Origin of the sequence: Nocardioides zeae (assembly GCF_010686755.1) — a bacterium.
In the GTDB taxonomy this organism is placed as follows: Bacteria; Actinomycetota; Actinomycetes; order Propionibacteriales; family Nocardioidaceae; genus Nocardioides; species Nocardioides zeae.
The window spans coordinates 50,744-74,286 of the sequence record NZ_JAAGXA010000016.1; the positions used below are offsets into that span (position 1 = coordinate 50,744).

General features: G+C 74.6%; 18 protein-coding genes, 1 tRNA gene and 1 pseudogene. 9 read left to right on the forward strand and 11 right to left on the reverse strand.

What is annotated here, in order from left to right; all coding sequences use genetic code 11:
* Window positions 1-123 precede the first annotated feature (123 nt).
* Genes G3T38_RS18355 through G3T38_RS18390 form a run of 8 tightly spaced genes read right to left on the reverse strand, consistent with a single transcriptional unit; the run spans window position 124 to window position 10,862 of the window.
* Window positions 124-927, reverse strand: coding sequence for a hypothetical protein (locus G3T38_RS18355; RefSeq protein ID WP_163773986.1), 804 nt, complete (start codon window positions 925-927; stop codon window positions 124-126).
* 14 nt (window positions 928-941) lie between these two features.
* On the reverse strand, window positions 942-1,655 hold the full coding sequence (locus G3T38_RS18360; RefSeq protein WP_163773988.1) for a CbiX/SirB N-terminal domain-containing protein: 714 nt from the start codon (window positions 1,653-1,655) through the stop codon (window positions 942-944).
* A 10-nt stretch (window positions 1,656-1,665) separates the two neighbouring features.
* Window positions 1,666-2,790: a uroporphyrinogen-III synthase gene (locus G3T38_RS18365; RefSeq protein WP_163773990.1), complete on the reverse strand. Its 1,125-nt coding sequence runs from the start codon at window positions 2,788-2,790 to the stop codon at window positions 1,666-1,668.
* Window positions 2,787-3,143 (reverse strand): nitrite reductase small subunit NirD, encoded by a 357-nt coding sequence (gene nirD / locus G3T38_RS18370; RefSeq protein WP_163773992.1) that lies wholly within the window; start codon window positions 3,141-3,143, stop codon window positions 2,787-2,789. The genes G3T38_RS18365 and nirD overlap by 4 nt, the downstream gene beginning before the upstream one ends.
* Window positions 3,140-5,743, reverse strand: a complete 2,604-nt coding sequence (gene nirB / locus G3T38_RS18375; protein ID WP_163773994.1) for a nitrite reductase large subunit NirB — start codon at window positions 5,741-5,743, stop codon at window positions 3,140-3,142. The genes nirD and nirB overlap by 4 nt, the downstream gene beginning before the upstream one ends.
* Window positions 5,740-7,257, reverse strand: coding sequence for an FAD-dependent oxidoreductase (locus G3T38_RS18380; RefSeq protein WP_163773997.1), 1,518 nt, complete (start codon window positions 7,255-7,257; stop codon window positions 5,740-5,742). Before G3T38_RS18380 ends, nirB begins: the two co-directional genes overlap by 4 nt.
* A complete protein-coding gene (locus G3T38_RS18385; protein WP_163773999.1) occupies window positions 7,254-9,356 on the reverse strand; it encodes a molybdopterin oxidoreductase family protein in 2,103 nt (700 codons plus the stop codon). The genes G3T38_RS18380 and G3T38_RS18385 overlap by 4 nt, the downstream gene beginning before the upstream one ends.
* 27 nt (window positions 9,357-9,383) lie before the next feature.
* The gene (locus G3T38_RS18390) at window positions 9,384-10,862 is read right to left on the reverse strand and encodes an MFS transporter (protein ID WP_163774001.1); all 1,479 of its coding nucleotides are present in this window, start codon (window positions 10,860-10,862) and stop codon (window positions 9,384-9,386) included.
* Window positions 10,863-11,037: 175 nt separating this feature from the next.
* On the opposite strand from G3T38_RS18390, the gene G3T38_RS18395 reads away from it, so the two are divergent.
* A tRNA-Arg gene (locus G3T38_RS18395) sits at window positions 11,038-11,110 on the forward strand.
* 42 nt (window positions 11,111-11,152) lie between these two features.
* Here the strand turns inward: G3T38_RS18395 and xylB are convergent.
* Window positions 11,153-12,553 (reverse strand): xylulokinase, encoded by a 1,401-nt coding sequence (gene xylB / locus G3T38_RS18400; protein WP_163774003.1) that lies wholly within the window; start codon window positions 12,551-12,553, stop codon window positions 11,153-11,155.
* A 119-nt stretch (window positions 12,554-12,672) separates the two neighbouring features.
* Here xylB and G3T38_RS18405 point away from each other — a divergent pair, with 119 nt between their 5' ends.
* From G3T38_RS18405 to G3T38_RS18435, 7 genes are all read left to right on the forward strand, one after another.
* Complete coding sequence (locus G3T38_RS18405) at window positions 12,673-13,944, forward strand: ROK family transcriptional regulator (protein ID WP_163774005.1); 1,272 nt, start codon at window positions 12,673-12,675, stop codon at window positions 13,942-13,944.
* Window positions 13,941-15,479, forward strand: coding sequence for a sugar ABC transporter ATP-binding protein (locus G3T38_RS18410; RefSeq protein WP_338037759.1), 1,539 nt, complete (start codon window positions 13,941-13,943; stop codon window positions 15,477-15,479). Before G3T38_RS18405 ends, G3T38_RS18410 begins: the two co-directional genes overlap by 4 nt.
* Window positions 15,476-16,531 carry an ABC transporter permease gene (locus G3T38_RS18415; protein WP_163774007.1) on the forward strand — a complete coding sequence of 352 codons (1,056 nt, stop codon included), beginning with the start codon at window positions 15,476-15,478 and terminating at the stop codon, window positions 16,529-16,531. The genes G3T38_RS18410 and G3T38_RS18415 overlap by 4 nt, the downstream gene beginning before the upstream one ends.
* 151 nt (window positions 16,532-16,682) lie before the next feature.
* Window positions 16,683-17,744 (forward strand): substrate-binding domain-containing protein, encoded by a 1,062-nt coding sequence (locus G3T38_RS18420; RefSeq protein WP_163774008.1) that lies wholly within the window; start codon window positions 16,683-16,685, stop codon window positions 17,742-17,744.
* A complete protein-coding gene (locus tag G3T38_RS18425) occupies window positions 17,744-18,913 on the forward strand; it encodes a Gfo/Idh/MocA family protein (protein WP_206675925.1) in 1,170 nt (389 codons plus the stop codon). The genes G3T38_RS18420 and G3T38_RS18425 overlap by 1 nt, the downstream gene beginning before the upstream one ends.
* Entirely contained in the window at window positions 18,910-20,094 is a 1,185-nt protein-coding gene (xylA, locus tag G3T38_RS18430) for a xylose isomerase (RefSeq protein ID WP_163774010.1), read from the forward strand. Before G3T38_RS18425 ends, xylA begins: the two co-directional genes overlap by 4 nt.
* Window positions 20,095-20,162: 68 nt before the next feature.
* On the forward strand, window positions 20,163-21,170 hold the full coding sequence (locus G3T38_RS18435; RefSeq protein WP_163774012.1) for a sugar phosphate isomerase/epimerase family protein: 1,008 nt from the start codon (window positions 20,163-20,165) through the stop codon (window positions 21,168-21,170).
* 27 nt (window positions 21,171-21,197) lie between these two features.
* Here the strand turns inward: G3T38_RS18435 and G3T38_RS18440 are convergent, their stop codons facing one another.
* Entirely contained in the window at window positions 21,198-22,508 is a 1,311-nt protein-coding gene (locus G3T38_RS18440) for a condensation domain-containing protein (RefSeq protein ID WP_206675926.1), read from the reverse strand.
* Window positions 22,509-22,548: 40 nt separating this feature from the next.
* Here G3T38_RS18440 and G3T38_RS18445 point away from each other — a divergent pair, with 40 nt between their 5' ends.
* On the forward strand, window positions 22,549-23,331 hold the full coding sequence (locus G3T38_RS18445) for an alpha/beta fold hydrolase (protein ID WP_163774014.1): 783 nt from the start codon (window positions 22,549-22,551) through the stop codon (window positions 23,329-23,331).
* Here G3T38_RS18445 and G3T38_RS18450 read toward each other — a convergent pair.
* Window positions 23,322-23,543, reverse strand: a pseudogene (locus tag G3T38_RS18450) (hypothetical protein); the annotation flags it as partial. The gene G3T38_RS18445 and the pseudogene G3T38_RS18450 sit on opposite strands and share 10 nt — an antisense overlap.

The window sequence follows — 23,543 nt, forward strand, 5'->3', positions numbered from 1 at the left end:
ACCATTGGATCGGTCTAAGCGCGGGTCAAACCAACGACGGAGCGTCGTAGGAGTGACCTGGACCACTTCTGACCTGCCAGTTCACCCGATCGGGCCAGCGTGAGCGCTCGTTCGGTACGGCGCTCAGAAGCCCCCGTCGAACCCTCCGCCCCCGTCGAGACCGCCTCCGCCGTCGAACCCTCCGCCGTCGAAGCCTCCGCCGTCGAAACCGCCCCCGTCGCCTCCGCCGAGGCCGGTCCCGTCGAAGCCGGACGTCCCCAGCGCTGGCCCGGCCAGCACCGCGCCGAGGAAGACCGCGGGGAAGAGACCGTTGGCGGCGGCCTGGCCGTAGTAGCCGCTCACGTAGGGGCGGTAGGCCGCACCGCCGTCGTACCAGGGCACCATCGCGCCGTCACGCCGCACCATGCGCGTGTCGGGCTCCGCGCCGGCGGCGAGCCGGTCGGCGTCGGCGCGGCAGACGGGGACGTCCCGCTCGACGCCGCCCGGCGGGGCCCACGCCGCCTCCGTGGTCGAGGGTCCGTGGGCCGGGTTGAAGAAGCAGGGGGACAGGCGCTCCGGCAGCGGCTCGCCCTCCTGGCGGGCGAGCACGCACGCCATGGCGTGGCGGCCGTCCTCCAGGGACCGGGTGACGCCCTTGACGTCGGCGGGCTGCTCCACGTCGCGGAGCAGGTCCTTCGCCGCCTCGTAGGCGTCCAGCGCGCGCTGGTAGTCCTGGCGCATCGGGACGTCGAGGTCGGTCACGAGCGTCTCGACGTGGAGCTCCTGCAGCTCCTCGCCGAACCGGGTCACGTCCTCCTCGGCGACCGCGGTCACCCGGCGCAGCGCGTCCGCGGCGGCGAGCTGCTCCGCCCGCCGGCGCCGCACGAGGACCACCCCCGCCGCCGCAGCGAGAGCGACCAGGACCAGCAGCACGACCCACCCCGTCATGGGTCGAGCCTAGGTCAGGCCGCCAGGGCCGCCCGGCGGGCGAGCGCGAGGCCGACCTGGGCGCGGTGCGCGACGAGCTCGACGACGCAGGGGTGGTCGCCCAGCACGTCGGCGACCACGGTGGCGCCCGCGGCGCGTGCCTCCTCCGCGCAGCGGCGGGCGAAGAAGCCGGGGGCCAGGAGGTATGGCGCGACCGCGTCCCCCGCACGCACGACGTCGGCCGGACGCTCGCCGAGGCCCGACAGGGTGGCGATCCGCACCGGGCCGCCCCACAGCAGGCCGAGCATCCGCGCGGTGGTGGCGAGGTCGTCGAGCGAGCCGGGGCGGCGGGAGCCGGCGGCCACCATCGTCACCGGCTGCCCCGGGCGTGCCCCGGCGTCCCGCAAGCGGGCGCACATCGCGTCGGCCAGGAGCGGCGAGGGGCCGAGCGCGGCCGTCAGGGCTGCCGGCACCGGCGCGGCCGCGACCGCCTCGGGCACGTCGGAGTCCACGTGCAGGCCGGCGGAGAGCAGCAGCGGCACGACGACCACCGGGCGGTCGGCCGCGGCCAGCACGTCGGTGAGGAGCGGGTCGGCGAGCTCGACGTACGACGCGGTCGCCGGCACGCCCACCAGCTCACCGGCCGCCTGCGTCAGGGCCCGGGCGACGGGGCTGCCGGAGCCGTCGCGGGTGCCGTGGGCGACGGTGACCAGCCGGGGGAGCAGGTGGGGCAGGAGGTGGGGCGGCACGGGCATCTCCTCAGGACTCCACCGCGAGGCGGTAGCCACGCTTGACGACGGTCTGCACGACCTTGGTGCCGACGGCGGCCCGCAACCGCGCCACGGCCATGTCGACGGCGTGGTCGGAGCTGGCGTGCCCGGACCCCGCGCCGCGGGGCAGCGCGGCGAGCAGGGTACGGCGCGGGACGACCGCCCCCGGGTTCTCGGCCAGCGCCTGGAGCACGGCCAGCGGCGCGGGCGTGAGCGGTGCCTCGACGCCGTCGACGAGCACGGTGTCGCCGACGAGGCGCAGCGTGTGGCCGCCGGCCTCGATCGCGATGCCCGCGGAGCGCAGCGGCAGCTCGGTCTCGAGCAGCTTGACCATCGCGGCGAGGCGCGCCCGGTCGGGCTCGACGGTCGGCACGCCCCACAGCTCGAAGGCGGCGGTGGTGACCGGCCCGACGCTGGCGGCGAGCACGTCGGCCTGGAAGGCGGCGACCACCTCGTCGCGGCGCCCGACGGAGGCCGCGGCCTCCATGAGGGCGGCCACGGCGGGCGCGGAGGTGAAGGTGACGGCGTCGACGCTGCGGTCGGCGATGTGGTCGATGAGGCCGAACATCGGCGTCGGGTCCTCGGCGGCTTCGACGCGGTAGACCGCCACCGACGTCACGACCGCGCCGAGGCGCCGCAGCGCGTGGGCCACCATCGACAGCGACTGGCCGTGCTCCTGCACCACGATGTGGGCGTCCGTCAGGTCGCGTCCGCGGAGGTGGGCGAGCACGTCGTCGAAGCGCTCCGACTCGGGCGACCACAGCTCGCGGAGCCCCCGGCGGCGCAGCGCCCCCACCGACTTCGGTCCGCGGGCGAGGATCTCCGCGCGGCCCAGGTGCGCGACGAGGTCGTCCAGCAGCCCCCACGACTCGGCGGCGTCGAACCAGGCCTTCATGCCGATGCCCGTCGTCGCCAGGAAGAGGTCGACCGGGCGCGCCAGCACCTCCTCGGTGACCGCCCGCAGCGTCGCGTCGTCGACCCGGCGCGGGTCGAGCGCGAGCGCGGGCGCCCAGACGGTGGCCGCCCCGCGCCGCTCCAGCAGCGCGACCTGCTCCTCGACCTTCCGGGCCGCGGTCACGCCGATGGTGAAGCCGGAGAGCGGGCCGGACGTCATGGGGCCTCCTGGTCCGTGGGCTGGTCCGTGAGAGCCGGACCGATGTGCACGACGCCGTCGGTCACGCGCACGGCGTACGCCTGGACCCGCACCGTCGGGTCGTCGAGGCACACGCCGTCCCGCAGGCCGAACGGCTGCTTGAGCATGGGCGAGGCGACGAAGGGTACGTCGCCGCGCGTGCCCACGATGCCACGGGCCAGCACGGAGGCGTTCGCGAACGGGCACCGGTTGTCGAGGGCGAACCACGCGTCGTCGTACGTGCGGAACAGCGCGACCGCACGGCCCTCGACGAGCGCGGCGACGCCCCGCTCGCGGGGCAGGTCGTCGACGGTGCAGACGGGGGTCCAGCTCATCGCGGGGCTCCTACCGGGATGGACGCGCCGAGGTCCACGGGAGCATCCGGCTCCGCCGGGCGCACCTGGCCGCGCTCGGTGGTGAAGGTGATGGCCGGGTCGGGCACGTCGGGGGCGTTGACGAAGGAGACGAAGCGGGCGAGCTTGGCCGGGTCGTCCAGCGTGGCCTTCCACTCGTCGAAGTAGGAGTCGACGTGGCGGGCCATCGCGGCCTCGAGCTCGCTGCCGAGGCCGAGGGCGTCGTCGACGACGACCTCGCGCACGCGCTCGAGCCCGCCGTCGAGTGACTCCACCCAGGGCGCCGTGCGCTGGAGGCGGTCGGCGGTGCGGATGTAGTACATGAGGAACCGGTCGAGGTAGCGCACCAGCGTGGCGGTGTCGACGTCGCCCACGAGCAGCTCGGCGTGGCGGGGCGTGGCGCCGCCGTTGCCCGCGACGTACAGGTTCCAGCCCTTCTCGGTGGCGATGACGCCGAAGTCCTTGCTGCGGGCCTCGGCGCACTCGCGGGCGCAGCCGGAGACCCCGCCCTTCAGCTTGTGGGGGCTGCGGAGGCCGCGGTAGCGGAGCTCGAGGTCGATGGCGAGCTGCACCGAGTCCTGCACGCCGTAGCGGCACCACGTCGACCCGACGCACGACTTCACGGTGCGCAGCGACTTGCCGTAGGCGTGGCCCGACTCGAAGCCGGCGTCGACCAGGCGCGTCCAGATGGCCGGGAGCTCCTCCATCCGGGCGCCGAAGAGGTCGATCCGCTGGCCGCCGGTGATCTTCGTGTAGAGCCCGAAGTCGCGCGCCACCTCGCCGATCACGATCAGCTTCTCCGGCGTGATCTCGCCGCCGGGGATGCGGGGGACGACCGAGTAGGTGCCGTTCTTCTGGATGTTGGCCAGGTAGGCGTCGTTGGTGTCCTGCAGCGCGCCGGTCTCGCCCTCGAGCACGTGCCCGCCCAGCTGGCTGGCGAGGATCGAGGCGATCGTCGGGCGGCAGATGTCGCAGCCGCGACCCGTGCCGTGGCCCTCGACGACCTCGGTGAAGGAGCGGTAGCCGTGCACGGCCACCACGTCGAAGAGCTCCTGGCGGGTCAGGGCGAAGTGCTCGCAGAGGCTCGTGTCGACCGCCTTGCCGACGGCCGTGAAGTAGTCCTCGATGATTCCCTTGACCGTCGGCACGCAGGAGCCGCACGTGGTGCCTGCGCCCGTGCACGCCTTGGTCGCGCCCAGGTCCTCGCACCGGTGCGCACCGTCGACGTCCACCGCGTCGAGCAGGTCGCGCTTGGTGACGTTGTTGCAGGAGCACACGACGGCCTCGTCGGGCAGGCCCAGCTGCAGCGCGCCGCGCGACTCGGGGAGGATCAGCTCCTCGGGGTTGTCGGGGAGCAGCATGCCGCTGGCGACCATGGGGCGCAGGAGCCCGTACGCCGAGGCGTCGCCCACGAGGATCCCGCCGAGCAGCACCCAGGAGTCGGGGGCGTCGGGGGCGGGGCCGACGACGAGCTTCTTGTAGAGCCCCGCGACGGCGTCGGAGAAGACGAGCTCGAGGGCGTCGGGCGTGGTGGCGAAGGCGTCGCCGAACGAGGCGACGTCGACGCCGAGCAGCTTGAGCTTCGTCGACATGTCCGCGCCCGTGAAGGCGCCGGCCGTGCCGCCGAGCAGGGTGTCGACGACGATCTCGGCCATGGCGTAGCCGGGGGCGACGAGGCCGTACATGACGCCCGCCGGGGCCGCGCACTCACCGATCGCCCACACGTGCGGGTCGGTGACGGAGCGCAGCCGCTCGTCGACGAGCACGCCGCCGCGCGGGGTGACCTCGAGCGCGGCGTCGCGGGCGAGGCCGTCGCGGGGCCGGATGCCGGCGGAGAAGACGACGATGTCGGCGGCGATCGGGTCGGCGTCGCGCAGGCCGAGGCCCGCGACCCGGCCGGTGCCGTCGTCGAGCACCTCGGTGGAGGCGACGCCGCAGTGCACCGTGAGGCCCAGCTTCTCGATGTGGCGCACCAGGGTCGCGCCGCCCGTCTCGTCGAGCTGCACGGGCATGAGCCGCGGCGCCATCTCGACGACGTGCGCCTCGACACCCAGCTGGTGGAGGGCGTTGGCGGCCTCCAGGCCGAGCAGCCCGCCGCCGATGACGACGCCCCGCTTGCGGGTGCCGTCGGGGCCCGGGGCGGCCGCCGTGCGAATCGCCTCGAGGTCCTCGATGGTGCGGTAGACGAAGCAGCCGTCGAGGTCCTTGCCCGGCACGGGCGGGACGAACGGGGCGGCGCCCGTGGCGAGCACCAGCTCGTCGTAGGCGATCTCCTCGCCCTCCGCCGTCGTCACCGTGCGGGCGTCCCGGTCGATCCCGACCACCGCGGTGGTGAGGCGCAGCGTGACGCGGGGGTCGTCGTACGCACCGCCCGGGAGCAGGGAGAGCGCGTCGGCGCCGACCTCGAAGAAGGAGGTGAGGGCGACGCGGTCGTAGGCCGCGCGGGGCTCCTCGCCGAGCACCACGACGTCGTGGGTCGCGGTGAGGCCGCGCTCGACGGCGGCGGCGACGAACCGGTGGCCGACCATGCCGTGGCCGACGACGACGATGCGGGGACGGCGGCCGTCGGTGGTGGGGCTCATGCGTTTCCTCCAGTGAGTGCGGGCGTGCGGGTCGCGAGCAGGGCCCGGACGGCGTCGGAGCAGCCGCCGCATCCGGTGGTGGCGCGGGTGGTCTCCCGCACCTCGTCGAGGGAGCCGCAGGCGCGGAGCGCGCCCGCGCTGACGCCGGCGCAGGCGCAGACCTCGGCGGTGTCGGGCAGGTCGGCGGGGCCGGCGGCGCGGGTGCGCCGCTCGGGCAGGAGCAGGTCGCCGGGCTCGTGGGGGCCGAGCACGGTGCCGCGCTCGACGTACTGCGTCAGCAGCCCCACCCGCGCCAGGTCCCCGACGAGGGCGGCGGCGACGATGCGGCCGTCGCGCACGACGAGCTTGCGGTGGGAGCGGGTGACGGGGTTGGTGACGGCCACGACCTCCCCGCCGGCGGCGGCCGCGGCCTCCGGGTCGCCGAGCACGGCGACGTCGAGCCCCGTGGCGCGGAGGCGGGCGACCTCGCGGATGCCGGGGTACGGCGCGGCGCCCGCCCCGCCGTCCGCCCCGCCGTCCGCACCGGCGAGCAGGTGCGCGGCCAGGCAGACCGCCTGGTCCCACGCCGGCCCGACGAAGCCGGAGACGCGCCCGGCGTGCTGGGCGCAGTCGCCGATCGCGTGGACGACCGGGTCGGTGGTGGCGAGGCGGTCGTCGACGACGATCCCGCGGCGTACCTCGAGGCCGGCCCCGCGGGCCAGCGCGGTGGCGGGACGGCCGCCGGCGGTGAGCACGACGAGGTCGGTGGCGAGCACGTGGCCGTTGTCGAGCCGGACGCCCACGGCGTGCTCGGGCATCGGGCTGGCGACGAGCCGCGTGGCGCGGGCGCCGGTGTAGACGGTCGTGCCGAGGCGGGCGAGGTCGCGGGCCAGGATGCTCGCCCCGGCGCGGTCGAGCTGGCGGGACAGCACGTGGTCGGCGCCCTCGACGACCTCGGTGACGACGGCACGGCGACCGGCGCGGGCGCCGAGGGCCCGGGCGACCTGGAGCCCGAGGAGGCCGCCGCCGACGACGACCGCGCGGCGCACCGGACGGGTCGGGTCGTCGAGCGCGGCGAGCAGGCCGCGGAGGTCGCCGGCCGAGCGGAAGGCGTGGACCGTGGGGTGGAGCGAGCCGTCGGGGCGCACCAGCCCGCGCACCGGCGGCAGGGTCGGGATGCTCCCCGTGGCGAGCACGAGCCGGTCGTAGGGCACCCGGCTCCGGTCGACGAGCACGACCTCGCGGGCGCCGCGGTCGATCTCCGCGACGCGGGCACCGGTGCGCAGGGTGACGCCGGCCGCGGCGTACCAGTCCTCGTCGCGGAGCGTGATCGCCCGCTCGTCGTGGACGCCCTCGAGCACGGCGGAGAGCAGGATGCGGTTGTAGGCCGGGCCGGTCTCGTCGCCCAGCACCGTCAGCCGGTTCCCGCGCTCCACCCAGCCGCCGGCGACGAGGGTCTCGACGAGGCGGACCGCGGCCATGCCGTGGCCGACGACCACCAGGTGCTGGGAGTGCTCGGGGACGTGCGCGTTCATGCGCTCACCGCCGCCGCGCACACCTTGAACTCCGGCATGCGGCTCGCCGGGTCGAGGGCGTCGTTGGTGAGCCGGTTGGCGCCGACCCAGTGGAACGGCACGAACACGGTGTCGGGGCGGATCGTCTCGACCACGCGCGCGGGGGCGCGCATCGACCCGCGACGCGTGCGCACGGTCAGCACCTCGCCGTCCGCCGTGCCGAGGCGGCGGGCCAGGAGGGGGTGGAGCTCGACGAAGGGCCCCGTGTCGGGGAGGTCCTTGACGCGACGCGTCTGGGCGCCGGACTGGTACTGCCCCAGGACCCGCCCCGTCGTCAGGTGCAGCGGGTAGTCGTCGCAGGGCTGCTCGGCGGCGCCGCGGAACGTGGTGACGAGGAACCGCGCCCGGCCGTCGGCGTGCCCGAAGCGGTCGGCGAAGAGCCGGGGGGTGCCGGGGTGGGGCGTGCCGTCGGCGTACGGCGCGGGGCAGGGCCAGAAGACGCCGTGCTCGGCGCGGATCCGGTCGTAGGTGATGCCCGCGTAGTCGGCCGGTCCGCCCGCGGAGGCCCGGCCGAGCTCGGCGAAGACCTCCTCGGGGTCGGTGGGGAACGTGCTCGGGGCGTCGAGGCGCTCGGCCAGCGCGGCGATCACCTCGAGATCGGTGCGGACGCCCGCGGGCGGCGTGACGGCGCGCTGCCGGAGGACGACCCGGCCCTCGAGGTTGGTCATGGTGCCCGTCTCCTCGGCCCACTGGGTCACGGGCAGCACCACGTCGGCGAGCGCGGCGGTCTCCGACAGCACGAGGTCGGCGACGACGAGGAGGTCGAGGCTGCGGAGCCGCTCGGCGACGTGCAGCGCGTTGGGGGCGGAGACGACGATGTTGGAGCCCAGTACGAGCATCGCCCGCGGCCCCGCGGGCGCCTCGTCGGTGGCGGGCCGGCCCAGCGCGTCGAGCAGCTCGTAGGCCGAGCGGCCCTTGCCGGGCAGGCTCGTGGGGTCCACGCCCCACACGGCCGCGACGTGGGCGCGGGCCGCGGGGTCCTCGATGGAGCGGTAGCCGGGCAGCTGGTCCGCCTTCTGGCCGTGCTCGCGGCCGCCCTGGCCGTTGCCCTGGCCGGTGAGGCAGCCGTAGCCGGCCCCCTCGCGCCCCGGCATGCCGAGCGCGAGGGCGACGTTGATCCAGGCCAGCACGGTGTCGGAGCCCTGGCTGTGCTGCTCGACGCCGCGGGCGGTCAGCACGAGCACGCGGCCCCCGGCGCGGGCGGTGCCGATGAGCAGGTCCGCGAGCGCGCGCACCTCGGCGGCGGCGATCCCCGTGACCCGCTCGACCTGCTCGGGCCACCACGTCGCCACCGAGCGGCGGACCTCGTCGAAGCCCGTGGTGCGGGCCGCGACGTACGCCTCGTCCACGGCCCCCGCCGCCACCACGAGGTGGAGGACGCCGAGGGCGAGCGCGAGGTCGGTGCCCGGCACCGGCGCCAGGTGGAGGTCGGACCGCTCCGCGGTCGGCGTACGCCGCGGGTCGACCACGACGACCTGTCCGCCCCGGGCGCGCAGGCGGTCGAGGTGACGTGCCGCCGGAGGCGCGGTCTCGGCCAGGTTGGAGCCGGCGAGGACGAGCACGTCGGCCTTCTCGACGTCGGCCAGGGGGAAGGGCAGGCCGCGGTCGAGGCCGAGCGCCCGGAGGCCCGCGGAGGCGGCCGAGCTCATGCACCAGCGGCCGTTGTAGTCGATCTGGCTCGTGCCCAGCGCGACCCGGGCGAACTTGCCCAGCGCGTAGGCCTTCTCGTTGGTGAGGCCCCCCGCACCGAACACGGCGACGCCGTCGGCGCCGTGCACGGTGCGGACCCGGGAGAGCACGTCGGCGACGAGGTCCAGCGCCTCGTCCCAGGAGGCGGCCCGCAGCTCGCCCCGCGAGCCGTCGGCCGCGCGGTCCCGCACGAGCGGCGTGGTCAGCCGCTCGCGGTGGCCCCGCAGGCCGGTGCTCGTCCAGCCCTTGCGGCACAGGGCGCCCTCGTTGACCGGGAACGTCGCCCACGGCTCGACCGTGAGGGCGCGGCCCTCGCGGACGAGCGTCATGCCGCACTGCAGGGAGCAGTAGGGGCAGTGGGTGGTGGTCAACGCGGTCTCCTGCGGTGGGTGGTGGGCTCAGACGTGCGCGGCGAGGCGACCGCGGCGGAGGTAGACGCCGTAGGTCACGGCGGTGCAGAGCACGTAGTAGGCCGCGAAGACCATGAACGCGCCCTTGGTGGCGGACAGCGGGTCGGCGACCCACGGTGCGCTGAAGGCGAGCGGGATGAGGAAGCCGCCGATCGCGCCGATCGCGCCGATGACGCCCAGGGCCGCGGAGGCCTGCTTGCCGGCCGCCGCCAGGGCCCCGGTGCGCTCGGGGGAGCCCGCGGCCGTCGTCGACTCGGCCCGACGGCGCCAGATCGCCGGGATCATCTTGTAGGTCGAGCCGTTGCCGATGCCGGTGCAGGCGAAGACCAGCAGGAAGAACCCGAGGAAGAGCGGGAACAGGCTCTCGTTCTCCGTCGCGATCGCCGGGTCGGCGGTCGGGTTGGGCGTCAGCTGGAAGACGGTCCAGAGCACCGCCAGCGTGCTCGCGGCGAGCCCGACGAACGCGGCCAGCGTGACCCGCGCGCCGCCGTACCGGTCGGCGAGCCAGCCGCCCACGGGCCGGGCCACGGACCCGACGCCGGCGCCCAGGAAGGCGAAGTAGGCGAAGTAGATGCCCGTGCCGAGCGGCGCCGGCTCGGCCACCCAGAAGTTGAGCTTGATGAGCAGCGGCATCGCGGCCGAGTAGCCGATGAACGAGCCGAAGGTGCCGATGTAGAGCACCGCCATGATCCAGGTGTGCGGCTCCTTGACGACCCGCAGCTGCTCGCGGGGCTTGGCGACCGCCGTGCCCAGGTTGTCCATCCACAACCACGCCGCCACGGTCGCCGCCACGGCGAGACCCGCGTAGAGCAGCGCGGCGCGCTCCAGGTGGATGCCGCCCTCGGACGCCTTCACCAGGCCGAAGATGCCCGCGCCGCCGACGACGACGGGCAGCAGCAGCTGGATGAGCGCGACGCCGAGGTTGCCGCCCGCGGCGTTGAGGCCGAGCGCGGCGCCCTTCTTCGCGGTCGGGTAGAAGTAGTTGATGTTGGCCATCGAGCTGGCGAAGTTGCCGCCGCCGAAGCCGGCGGTGGCGGCGATGACGCAGAAGACCCAGTACGGCGTGCCCGCGTTGGTGACCGCCGCGGCGAAGCCGAGGGTCGGCACGAGCAGCAGCGCCGCCGACACGATCGTCCAGTTGCGGCCGCCGAAGAGGCCCACCGCGAACGTGTAGGGGATGCGCAGCAGCGAGCCCACCAGGTTGGGGATCGCCACCAGCAGGAACAGCTGCTGGGGGGAGAACGCGAAGCCCATCGCCACCAGGTAGGCCGAGCTCACGCTCCAGATCAGCCACACCGAGAAGCCCAGGTGCTCCGCGAAGATGGACCAGAGGAGGTTGCGGCGGGCGACGGGCTGGCCCGTCTCGGCCCAGAACTGCTCGTCCTCGGGGCGCCAGTCGTCGATCCAACGGCGCGTGCGGCGTCTCGTCACGGTGCCCGCACTGGGCGGGGGAGCGGTGATGGTCACGGGGAGGAGCGTGGGTCGCGCTTGTTACGCCGACCGGGGTCCGTGTTTCACGCCCGCGTCACTTTTCGCTCACGGCCTCACAAGGCGGCCACGACGGCGGGTCCGGGGAACTCGATTTCGTCTGGCGCGACCCGTCGGCTATGGTTTCCGGGTTGCTCGTTCAGGCGGGCAACGAGCGCCCGTAGCTCAACGGATAGAGCATCTGACTACGGATCAGAAGGTTTGGGGTTCGAATCCCTACGGGCGCGCAGGCCGAGAAGCCCGGACATCACGTCCGGGCTTCTCGCATGTCACGACCACCCCGCTGTCCGCTCCCGCAGCTCGCCGTACCGCTCGCGCACGTGCGGCGTCGGGGCCGCCTCGAGCACCCGGCTCCCGGCGGGCGCCGGCCACGCCGGGGGTGTCGCCGTGCCGGCCAGCGCCCACGCGGCCTGCCGGGCGGCGCCGAGCGCGACGTACTCCTGCTGCGGTGGCAGCGCGACGGGGCGTCCGAGCACCGCGGGGAGGATCTCCTGGACGGCGGCGCTGCGGGCGGCGCCCCCGACGACGAGCACGCGGCGCACCTCGGCGCCCAGCAGCGTCGTGAGGTGGTCGAGGGCGTCGGCGAGCGAGCAGGCGAGGGCCTCGTAGGCCGCGCGGGCCAGGTCGGCGCGCGTGGTGGCGGGGGACAGGCCGGTCCAGGTGCCGCAGGCGCGGGGGCGGTCGGGGGTGCGCTCGCCGCCGTAGTAGGGGAGCAGCACGACGCCGCCGGCCCCGGGCTCGGCGCTGAGCGCGAGCTCCGCGAGGCCGTCGTGGTCGACGCCGAGCCAGCGGGCCTGGTGGTCGAGCACCTGGGCGGCGTTGAGCGTCACCGACATCGGCAGGTAGTGCCCGGTCGCGTCCGCGAACCCCGTGACCAGGCCGGACGGGTCGGCGACGGGGTCGGCCACGACCATCGAGGCGACGCCGGACGTGCCGACCGAGAGCAGCGCGTCGCCCGGCTCGAGGCCGAGCCCGAGGGCGGCGGCCATGTTGTCGCCGGTGCCGCCGGCGAGCACGGCCCCGGCGCGCGTCACGCCCGCGCTCGCGCCGTCGGGGACGACGGCGGGGAGGTCGACGTCGCGCCCGAGGGCCGAGCGCAGGAGATCGGGGGCCCAGGCTCCGGTTCCCTCGGCGGCGCTCGGCGAGAAGTAGCCCGTCCCCGAGGCGTCGCCGCGGTCGGTGAACGGCGGTGTGCCGGGCGCGGCGAGGTGCGCCGCGACGTAGTCGTGGGGGAGCAGCACGCGCTCGACGCGGGCGGCCGCGTCGGGCTCGTGGTCGCGCAGCCACCGCAGCTTGGTGACGGTGAACGACGGCACCAGCACGCTGCCGACGAGCTCCGCGCAGCGCTGCGGGCCGCCCCACTCGGTGACGAGGTCGCGCGCCGCGTCCGCAGAGCGGGTGTCGTTCCAGAGCAGGGCGTCCCGCACGGGGTGACCGGCGGCGTCGAGCGCCACCATCCCGTGCTGCTGCCCGCCGACGCCGACGGCCGCGGCCGACCCGAGCAGGTCGCGCGCGGCCTCGTCGAGAGCGTCGCACCAGTGCCGCGGGTCGACCTCCGTGCCCGGCGGATGGGGCGCGCGGCCCTCGCCGAGAACCGTGCCGTCGTCTCCATCGACCAGCAACGCCTTGGTCGCCTGCGTCGACGAGTCGACGCCCATCACCTGGGCCATCCGGCCCCCTTCCGTCTGCGATCGACTTCCCGCGAAGTGCTTGACGCACTCGCGGGGTGTCATTAGTTTGTCGTCCCAACGTACTAGTTCCGTGACTCAGGTCACAAGAAGGAGATCCGATGTCGCCTCGCTCGAGCAGCCTCCGAGGAGGTGCCGGCACCGCCGACCAGGTCGCGGTCCGCCGCCACAACCTCGCGGTCGTGCTCGAGCACCTCCGCCTCCACGGATCGCGCTCCCGGGCCCGGGTCGCAGCGGAGACGGGGCTCAACAAGGCGACCGTGTCGAGCCTGGTGAGCGAGCTGCTCGGCCGGGGCCTCGTCACCGAGGGCGCCGTCGAGCGGGGTGGCGTCGGACGACCGGGGCTGGTCATCGACCTCGACGGGTCGACGTACGCCGCGATCGGGGCCGAGGTGAACATCGACTACCTGTCGGTGATCGTCTCGAACCTCCGCGGCGACGTCGTCGCCGAGCAGCGGGTGCCCTTCGACACCGCGGCGAGCGATCCCCGCGACGCCCTCCAGCGCCTCGCCGGACTGGTGCGCGACGCCCTCGCGACGGCCGGGCCGGCAGCGCCGGTCGGTCTCACCGTGGCGGTCCCCGGCATCGTCGAGTCCGCGACCGGCCGGCTGGTCAAGGCCGTCAACCTCGGATGGCGCGACACCCCGGTCGTCGACCTCCTCGTCGAGCTGCTCGGCGGTCCCGGCTACCCCGTCGTGCTCGACAACGAGGCCAACCTCGCGGCCCTCGCCGAGATCGAGGCCCGCGGCGGCGCGGCGGGCCGCGACCTCCTCCTGCTCACCGGTGGGGTCGGCGTCGGTGGCGGCATCGTCGCCGACGGCCACCTCCTGCGCGGCGCCCGCGGCTTCGCCGGCGAGATCGGCCACCTCCAGGTCGACCGCGACGGCCTCGACTGCGGCTGCGGCCGGCGCGGCTGCTGGGAGACGGTCGCCGGTCTCGGCGCGCTGCTGCGGCGCGCGGCCGACGAGGGCGACCCGGTGCGCGACCCCAACGTGGACCTGCTCGGCCGTCTCGCGGAGGTACGTCGCCGCGCCGAGGCCGGCGACCAGCGCACCCTCGCCGCGATCGACGCCACCGCCACCTGGCTCGTCTCCGGCGCCGCGAGCCTCGTCAACGTCTTCAACCCCGACGTCGTGGTCCTCGGGGGCTACTTCGCCGTGCTGTCCCGCTGGTACGTGCCCCGTCTCCAGCAGGGCCTCGCCGAGCAGGTCCACGCCCCCGACGCCGGCGGCTGCCGCGTCGAGGTCTCGACCCTCGGGTTCGCCGCCGCCATGCGCGGGGCCGCCCACCAGGCCGCGCTCGCGGTGCTGGAGGACCCCGTCGCCCTCCCCTTCCTCGACGCCACCGACGAGTCCACCGGAGTGCCCACGTGACCGACGACGACCGCGGCACCGTGCCGCCCGAGACGCTGCTGGAGCTGCGCGGCATCGTGAAGCAGTTCCCCGGGGTGCGGGCGCTCGACGGCGTCGACCTCCTGGTGCGGGCGGGCGAGGTGCACTGCCTCCTCGGCCAGAACGGCGCCGGCAAGTCGACGCTCATCAAGACCGTCGCCGGCGTCAACCAGCCCGACGAGGGCTCCCTGCACTGGCTGGGCGAGGAGGTGCGGTTCCCCACGCCGCTGGCCGCCATCAAGGCCGGCATCGCCACCATCTACCAGGAGCTCGACTTCGTCGCGGACCTCACGGTCGCGGAGAACATCTTCCTCGGCCACGAGCGGTCGTCGGGCGGCTTCCTGCAGCGGGCCCGCGCCAACCGCGAGGCCACGGCGCTGCTCACCCGTCTCGGTCACGGCGACATCGCGCCGACCCGGCGCATGGGCGCGCTCTCCCCGGCGGCGCAGCAGATCGTCTCGATGGCTCGCGCCCTGTCCCACGAGACGCGCGTGCTGGTGCTCGACGAGCCGTCCGCGGTGCTCGACCAGGAGGAGGTGCGCAACCTCTTCCGCGTCGTGCGGGGTCTCGTGGCCGAGGGCGTCGGGGTCGTCTACATCTCCCACCGCCTCGAGGAGATCCGCGAGATCGGCGATCGGATCACCGTGCTCAAGGACGGCCGCACGGTCGCCACGGGCCTGGCGGTCGCCGACACCCCGACGAGCGAGCTGATCCGCCTGATGACGGGCCGCTCGATCGAGTACGTCTTCCCCGAGCGCACCGTCGCCCCGCCGGACGACGACCGCCGTCCCGTGCTGGAGGTCGAGGGCCTCGCCCAGGCGGGCGTCTTCGAGGACGTCTCCTTCACGGTCGGCGCGGGCGAGATCGTCGGGCTCACCGGCCTCGTGGGGGCGGGCCGGTCCGAGATCCTCGAGGCGGTGTACGGCGCGCGTCGACCCACCCGCGGAGAGGTCCGGGTCGACGGGCGCCGGCTGCGGCGCGGGTCGGTGGACCGCGCCGTACGGGCCGGGATGGGGCTGTGCCCGGAGGAGCGGAAGAGCCAGGGCCTCCTGCTCGACGAGGCCGTGTCGCGCAACATCACCGTCTCGTCGATGGGGCGGTTCGCGCGGGCCGGGTTCCTCGACGAGGCCCGCGAGCGCCGCGCGGCGGAGGAGCTCACCACCAGCCTCGACGTCCGCCCCACGGGCGTCACCCGCGCCGTACGCACGCTGTCGGGCGGCAACCAGCAGAAGGTGGTGCTCGCCCGCTGGTTGATGCGCGAGTGCCGGGTGCTGCTGCTCGACGAGCCCACCCGCGGGGTCGACGTCGGCGCCCGCGCGGAGATCTACCGCCTGGTCCGCGACCTCGCCGACGCCGGCGTGGCCGTCGTCGTCGTCTCCAGCGAGATCGAGGAGGTGCTCGGGCTCTCGGACCGGGTCCTCGTCGTGCGCGAGGGACGGGTCGTCCACAGCGCACCGGCAGCCGACCTCGACGAGTCCCAGGTCCTCGACCTGGTCATGGAAGGAAGAGCAGCATGACCGAGAGCACGACCGGCGTCGCGGCGCCGCTCACGAAGGCCCCCGCGGCCGACCCGCCGCCGCCCCGGGGACGCTCCACCTCCCCGCTCGCCGCGCTCACGGGCTCCGGGGTCGGCCGCAACCTCGGCCTCGTCGTCGCCCTGCTGATCCTCTGCGGCGTGGGCGCGGCGACGGCGGGGGAGCGCTTCGCCGACCTCGACAACGCCCTCACGATCCTCCGCCTCGCCGCCGCGGTCGGCGTCGTCAGCATCGGGATGACCTTCGTCATCACCGGCGGCGGCATCGACCTGTCGGTCGGCGCGATCCTCGCGCTCTCCTCGGTCTGGTGCACGACCGTGGCCACGCAGACGATGGCCAACGACGTGCACTGGTCCACGATGGTGATCGCCGCGATCGCGGTCGGAGCCGGCTGCGGCCTGGTCAACGGCCTGCTCATCGCGTACGGCGGGGTGGTGCCCTTCATCGCCACCCTCGCCATGCTGGCGAGCGCCCGGGGCCTGGCGGAGATCCTCTCCAACCGCCGCACCCAGATCGTCGAGGTCCCCGGCTTCGACGCCTTCTTCGGGGCCGAGGTGCTCGGCATCGAGGTGCCCGTGCTGCTGTTCGTGCTCGTCGCGATCGCCGGCTGGGTGCTCCTCAACCGCACCACGTTCGGTCGCCGCACGGTGGCCGTCGGCGGCAACCCCGAGGCCGCCCGGCTGGCGGGCATCAACGTCAAGCGCCACACCCTGATGCTCTACGTGCTGCTCGGCGTCTGCTGCGGCATCGCCGCGCTCATGCTCATCGCGCGCACCAGCACCGGCAGCTCGACCCACGGCATGCTCTACGAGCTCGACGCCATCGCGGCGGTCGTCATCGGCGGCACCCTGCTCGCCGGCGGTCGCGGCACGATCGTCGGCACCGTGCTCGGTGTCCTCATCTTCACGACCCTCACCAACGTCTTCACGCTCAACAACCGCTCCATCTCGGAACAGGCCCTGCTCAAGGGGGCGATCATCGTGGTCGCCGTGCTCCTGCAGCAGCGCTTCGCCCGGCGCAGCGACTCCAGCTGACGCCGCGGCCGCCCGCCGCCCACCACCCCACCCACCAGCACGGACCACCACCGACCCGCACCCCCGCGGACCGTCCCGACGACGGCCCGTCGGCACCCCCTTGCCTCATCCGGATCCTCTCGGGCTCAACGACGAACCACAGGAGAAGACCATGCGCACCACCACCGCCACCCTCCGCGGGCGGCTCGCCGTCGCCGCCACCGCCGGCCTGCTCGTCGTCGGCCTGGCCGCCTGCACCGGCAACGACACCAGCTCCGGCAACGACAACCTCCGCGGTGGCACCGACGGGGCCGCCGAGGGCTCGAACGACGAGGAGGGCGACACCGTCGTCATCGGTTTCTCCGCCCCGGCCGCCGACCACGGCTGGATGGCCTCCATCACCGAGTCGGCCCAGGTCGTCGCGGACAGCTACGGCGACGTGGAGCTCCGCATCGCGGAGGGCACCAACGAGGTGAACCTGCAGATCAGCCAGGTGGAGACCTTCATCAACGACGGCGTCGACGCGATCGTGCTGCTGCCGTTCGACGGGGCGGCGCTGACCCCCATCGCCCTCGAGGCGATGGAGGCGGGCATCCCCGTCATCAACGTGGACCGCGAGTTCAACGACCCCAATGCCGCGCGCGTCACCATCCTCGGCGACAACTACGGCATGGGCGTCTCGGCCGGCCAGTACATCTGCTCCGAGCTCGAGGGCCAGTCCGACGCCGTCGTCGCCGAGATCGCCGGCATCGACTCGCTGCCGCTCACCCAGGACCGCAGCGAGGGCTTCGCCGAGGCGCTCGCCGAGTGCGGCCTCGAGGTCTCGAACCGCGTCGCGGCCGACTTCACCGTCGAGGGCGGCGAGCGCGCCGCGTCCAACCTGCTCCAGGCGGCGCCCGAGATCGACGCCATCTGGAACCACGACGACGACCAGGGCGTCGGCGTGCTCGCGGCCATCGAGAACGCCGGCCGCGACGAGTTCTTCCTCGTGGGCGGCGCCGGCTCGGCCAACGCGATGCGCTCCATCCAGGCGGGCGACGGCGTGCTCCGGGCGACGGTCGTCTACCCGTCGACCCAGGCCGCGGACGCCATCCGCGTCGCGCGCCTCCTCGCGCAGGACAAGGCCATGGCCGACCTCGTCGAGGTCGAGGTGCCCCGCCAGATCCAGCTCTTCGCCCCCGTCGTGACCGCGGACAACGTCGAGCTCTACCTCGACACCGCGTTCGAGTCGTGATGGGGAACGACGACATCGCCGTGGCGATGGTGGGCCACGCCTTCATGGGGGCGGCCCACTCCCACGCCTGGCGCACGGCCGGCCACTTCTTCGACCTGCCGGCGCGGCCCGTGCTGCGCGTGGTGTGCGGGCGCGACGCCGAGCGGGCGGCCGCCGCCGCCGACCGGCTGGGCTGGGAGTCCTCGGCGACGGACTGGACGGAGGTCGTCCGGCGTGACGACGTCGACCTGGTCGACATCTGCACGCCCGGCGACACCCACGCCGAGATCGCCATCGCCGCCCTCGAGGCCGGCAAGCACGTGCTCTGCGAGAAGCCGCTGGCCAACTCGGTCGCCGAGGCCGAGGCGATGACGGCCGCGGCGGAGGCGGCGGCCGCGCGCGGCGTGCGCGCCATGGTCGGCTTCACCTACCGCCGCGTGCCGGCGGTCGCCTACGCGCGGCAGCTCGTGGCCGAGGGCCGCATCGGCGAGGTGCGGCACGTGCGGGCGGTCTACCTGCAGGACTGGATCGCCGACCCGGAGGCGCCCATGTCGTGGCGGCTCGAGAAGGACAAGGCCGGCTCGGGCGCGCTCGGCGACATCGGGGCGCACATCGTCGACATGGCGCAGTTCATCACCGGCGACCGGCTCACCAGCGTCACCGGGCAGCTGCGGACCTTCGTCGAGTCGCGCCCCCTCGCCGCCGAGCACGCGGGCCTGGCGGGCACCGCCGGCAGCGGCCGGGGGACGGTGACCGTCGACGACGCCGCCATGTTCCTCGGCCACTTCGCCGGGGGAGCGATGGCGGTCTTCGAGGCCACCCGCTTCGCCACCGGCCGCAAGAACGCCATCCGCATCGAGGTCAACGGGTCGCTGGGCAGCCTCGCCTTCGACTTCGAGGACATGAACGTGCTCCAGCTCCACGACGCGCGCGACCCCGCGCCGTACGCCGGCTTCCGCCGGATCCTCGTGACCGAGCCGGAGCACCCGTACGTCGCGGCCTGGTGGCCCGCCGGCCACGGGCTCGGCTACGAGCACGGCTTCACCCACCAGGTCGTCGACCTCGTCACCGCCATCGGTGCCGGCGTCGACCCCACGCCCACCTTCGCCGACGGTCTCCAGGTCCAGCGCGTGCTGGCCGCCGTCGAGGAGAGCTCGACCACCCGACAGTGGCAGGAGATCCCGTCGTGACCACCACCAGCAGCTCCCACGCCGACCGCTTCACCCCGCGCCCCGAGGACAAGTTCTCCTTCGGGCTCTGGACCGTCGGCTGGGAGGGCGTCGACGTCTTCGGTCCCGCGTCGCGGGCGCCGCTCGACCCCGTGGAGTCGGTGCGCCGGCTCGCCGACATCGGGGCGGCGGCGGTGACCTTCCACGACGACGACCTCGTGCCCGACGACGCGACCCGCGACCACACCCTCGAGCGCTTCGGCAAGGCGCTGGCCGACACCGGCCTGCGCGTCGAGATGGTCACCACCAACCTGTTCGGCCCGCCGGTCTTCAAGGAGGGCGCGCTGACGGCGAACAACCGCGACGTGCGGCGCTACGCGATCGCCAAGGTGCTCCGCAACATCGACCTCGCCGCGTCCCTCGGCGCCGACACGTTCGTGCTGTGGGGCGGCCGCGAGGGCGCCGAGCACGGCGCGTCCAAGAACGTGCAGACCGCGCTGGCGCGGATGGCGGAGGCCATCGACCTGTTCTGCGCCTACTCCCGCGAGCAGGGCTACGACCTGCGGTTCGCCCTCGAGCCGAAGCCCAACGAGCCGCGCGGCGACATCCTGCTGCCGACGATCGGGCACGCGCTGGCCTTCATCGGCGCGCTCGACCACGCCGACATGGTCGGGCTCAACCCCGAGGTCGGCCACGAGGAGATGGCGGGGCTCAACTTCGCGCACGGCATCAGCCAGGCGCTGTGGCACGACAAGCTGTTCCACGTCGACCTCAACGGCCAGCACGGTCCGCGCTTCGACCAGGACCTCCGCTTCGGGGCCGGCAACCTGCGCGGTGCGTTCTGGACGGTCGACGCCCTCCTGGGCGGCGGGGGCGGGCGGGCCTACGACGGCTACGTCCACTTCGACTTCAAGCCGCCGCGCAGCGAGGCCGACGGCGGCGTCTGGGACTCCGCCCGCGCCTGCATGCGCAACTACCTCGTGCTGCGCGAGAAGGTGCAGGCCTTCCGCGCCGACCCCGAGGTCGCGGCCGCGCTCGAGGCCGCCGAGGTCCCGGCCCTCGACGTACCGGCCCTGGCGCCCGGGGAGTCCCTCGCCGACCTCCGCGCCGCCGCCCACGACCCCGCGGCGCTGGCGCTGCGCGAGGTCGGCATGGAGGCGCTCGACCAGCTCGCGATGGAGCACCTGCTCGGCGTGCGCTGAGCCGCGCCGTCCCCCCACCCGCACCTGTTCGCAGCACCTGTCCGCAGCACCCGACGAAGGAGCCGACGATGCCTCGACCGATCACCCTGTTCACCGGCCAGTGGGCCGACCTGCCGCTCGAGGAGGTGGCGAAGCTGGCGGCGGGGTGGGGGTACGACGGGCTCGAGGTGGCCTGCTGGGGCGACCACCTCGACCCGTGGCGGGCGGCGGAGGACGACGCCTACGTGCAGGACCGCCTCGACCTGCTGGAGCGCCACGGCCTGCAGCTGTTCGCGATCTCCAACCACCTCAAGGGCCAGGCGGTCTGCGACGACCCGATCGACGCGCGCCACCAGGCGATCGTGTCGTCGCGCGTCTGGGGGGACGGCGACCCGGAGGGGGTGCGCCAGCGGGCGGCCGAGGAGATGAAGATGACCGCCCGGGCGGCGCAGCGGCTCGGGGTGAGCACCGTCGTCGGGTTCACGGGGTCGTCGATCTGGAAGTACGTCGCCATGTTCCCGCCGGCCACGGAGGAGATGGTGGACGCGGGCTACCAGGACTTCGCCGACCGCTGGAACCCGATCCTCGACGTCTTCGACGAGTGCGGCGTGCGGTTCGCCCACGAGGTGCACCCCTCGGAGATCGCCTACGACTACTGGACGACCGTCCGGGCGCTCGAGGCCATCGGGCACCGCGAGGCGTTCGGGCTGAACTGGGATCCGTCGCACTTCGTGTGGCAGGACCTCGACCCGGTCGGGTTCCTGTGGGACTTCAAGGACCGGATCTACCACGTCGACTGCAAGGACGCGAAGCGCCAGACGGGCAACGGGCGCAACGGCCGGATGGGGTCGCACCTGCCGTGGGCGGACCCGCGGCGTGGCTGGGACTTCGTGTCCACCGGCCACGGCGACGTCCCGTGGGAGGCGTCGTTCCGGATGCTCAACACGATCGGCTACGCCGGCCCCATCTCGGTGGAGTGGGAGGACGCCGGGATGGACCGCCTCGTCGGCGCGCCGGAAGCGCTGGAGTTCGTGCGGAGGCTGGCGTTCGACCCGCCCAGCGCGGCCTTCGACGCGGCGTTCTCGAGCGGGGACTGAGCGGCTCCGCAGCCGGCGGTCGGGGGGCTACCGGCTGCGGAGCAGGGCCGCGAGGGCGTCGAGCCAGCCGCCGACGTTGCGGCGCGCCTCGTGGGTGTCGGGGTAGCGGCAGCGCAGGTGCAGGCCCGAGTCGTCGAGCACGAACCAGAGCATGACGCCGTCGGTGCGGATCGCGGCGCCGACGTACTGCGCCTCCAGGCCCACCGAGTCGACCCGCACGGGGAGACGGCGGAGGTCGAGCCAGGAGATGGCGAACATGCCGGGTGCCGCCGGCATGCCGCCCCAGGGGGCCAGCACGTCGGCGAGGGGCCACGACCCGAGCCGTACCGCCTCCTTCACGGCGGCCGCGCACGCCTGGGGATCGGGATCGGGGGACTCGATCACGGCGTTGGTGATGAACCAGCCGACGGAGTCGTGCCAGGTCGCGCCGCTCGCGGGAGTGGGGGTGCGGCTGTGCACCGGGAAGACGGCCCGCAGCGGCTGGCCCGCGAGGTCGCGGGTCACCTCCGTCATGGCCGCCACCACGAGGGCCAGCGTGGAGACCCCGAGCTCGCGGGCCCGCGCGCTGATCGCCGCCGTGTCGTCGACGTCGAGCACGTCGCGCACCTCGACCCGCTCGGGCTGCTCCGACGCCACGTCGCCGAGGGGGAGGGGGAACCGCGGCATCACGTCACCGCACGCGGCGAGGATCTCGGCCCAGCGGCCGCGTACGTCGTCGGGCGCGGCCGGGCGGTCCTCCAGGGCCCGCGTGTGCTCGGCGAACGCGGGGACGGTGGGGCGCTCGGTGCCGGTGCCGGGGCTCGCCTCGCCCGGGTTCAGCGCCGCCAGCAGGTCGCGGACGATGACGAGCATCGACCACATGTCGACGTGGGCGTGGTCGGCGCCGATGACGACGGTCGGACCGTCGGCCGTCTCGAGCACGCAGAGCCGGTGGGACGGCGCCCGATAGGGCGAGCACGCCGCGTCGAGCACCTCGCGCAGCGCGTCGTTGACGGCCTGGCCGGGACCGATCTCGTGCTCCACCCAGACGCCCGGGGTGAGGTCGACGGCGTGGAGCTCGGGTGTGTCGCCCGGCCCGGGCCCGGGGGAGAACGCCGAGCGCAGGGTGCCGTGGCGCGCGACCACCGTCATCCAGGCCGCCGCGAGCCGGTCGCGCTCCACGGGCCCGCGCAGGCGGAACGACAGCGCCATCCAGCTCCCGGCCCGGTCGCCCGCGCCGACGTGGCGCCCCTGGTCGAACGAGACGGGGAGCGCGGCACCGCGCTCGCCGACGGTGACGTCGTACCCCCACAGCCGGCCGAACGGGAGTCGCAGGTGCGCCACGTTGGTCAGCCGCATGGCCGTACCCTAGGGCCCCACCCGCACCCCAGGAGCAGCCGTGCCGACGTACGCCGTCCCCGGGGCCGAGCTCGACGTCGAGCTGAGCGACGAAGGGGGCCACCCCGTCGTGCAGCTCCACGGCCTCACGTCCAGCCGCCACCGTGACCGCCTGCTCGACCTCGACCTGGGACGGGGGCTGAGCGGCACCCGGCTGCTGCGCTACGACGCCCGCGGCCACGGACGCTCCACCGGCCGCGCCGTGCCCGAGGACTACCGCTGGACCGTGCTCGCCGACGACCTCCTCCGGTTGCTCGACCACTGGTTCCCGGGCGAGCGCGTCCACGGCGTCGGCCCGTCGATGGGCTGCGCGACGCTGCTGCACGCCGCCGTGCGCGAGCCCGACCGCTTCGACGGCCTCACCCTGCTCGTGCCACCCACCGCCTGGGAGTCACGGGTGGCGAAGGCCGAGGACTACCGCCGCGCGGCCGTCGTCGTGGAGGAGCAGGGCATGGCGGCGTTCGTCGAGGCAGGGCGCGCGGCGCCGCGGCCGCCCGCGACCGTCGAGGCCCCCGAGACCGTCCCCGACGTGGACGAGGCGCTGCTGCCCGCGCTGTTCCGCGGCGCAGCGCTGTGCGACCTCCCTCCGCGCGAGGCCGTCGCCCGCATCGCCGTGCCGACCACGGTGCTCGCCTGGACCGAGGACCCCGCCCACCCGCTGTCGACCGCGGAGACGGTGGCGTCCCTGGTGGCGGGCGCGGTGCTTGAGGTCGCGAGCACGCCGGCCGACGTCGGCCGGTGGGCGGGGATCCTCCGCGACGACGTGGCGCGGCATCAGCCGTAGCGATCTGCGAACGCCAGCATCAGCCGCGCCTCGTTCTCCGAGCAGGGGTGGGTGCCGCTCGGGCCGGTGGTGAAGCCGAGGCCGTGGGGGGTGAGCCAGACGTAGTGGCCGGGTGCTCTCTGTCTTGCTTGGTAGCCGGCGTGGGTCTTCCAGCGGTGGTTGCGGCGGGCGAGGGGGCCGGAGTTGTGGGTGCCGGTCTGTTGTCCTGCCTT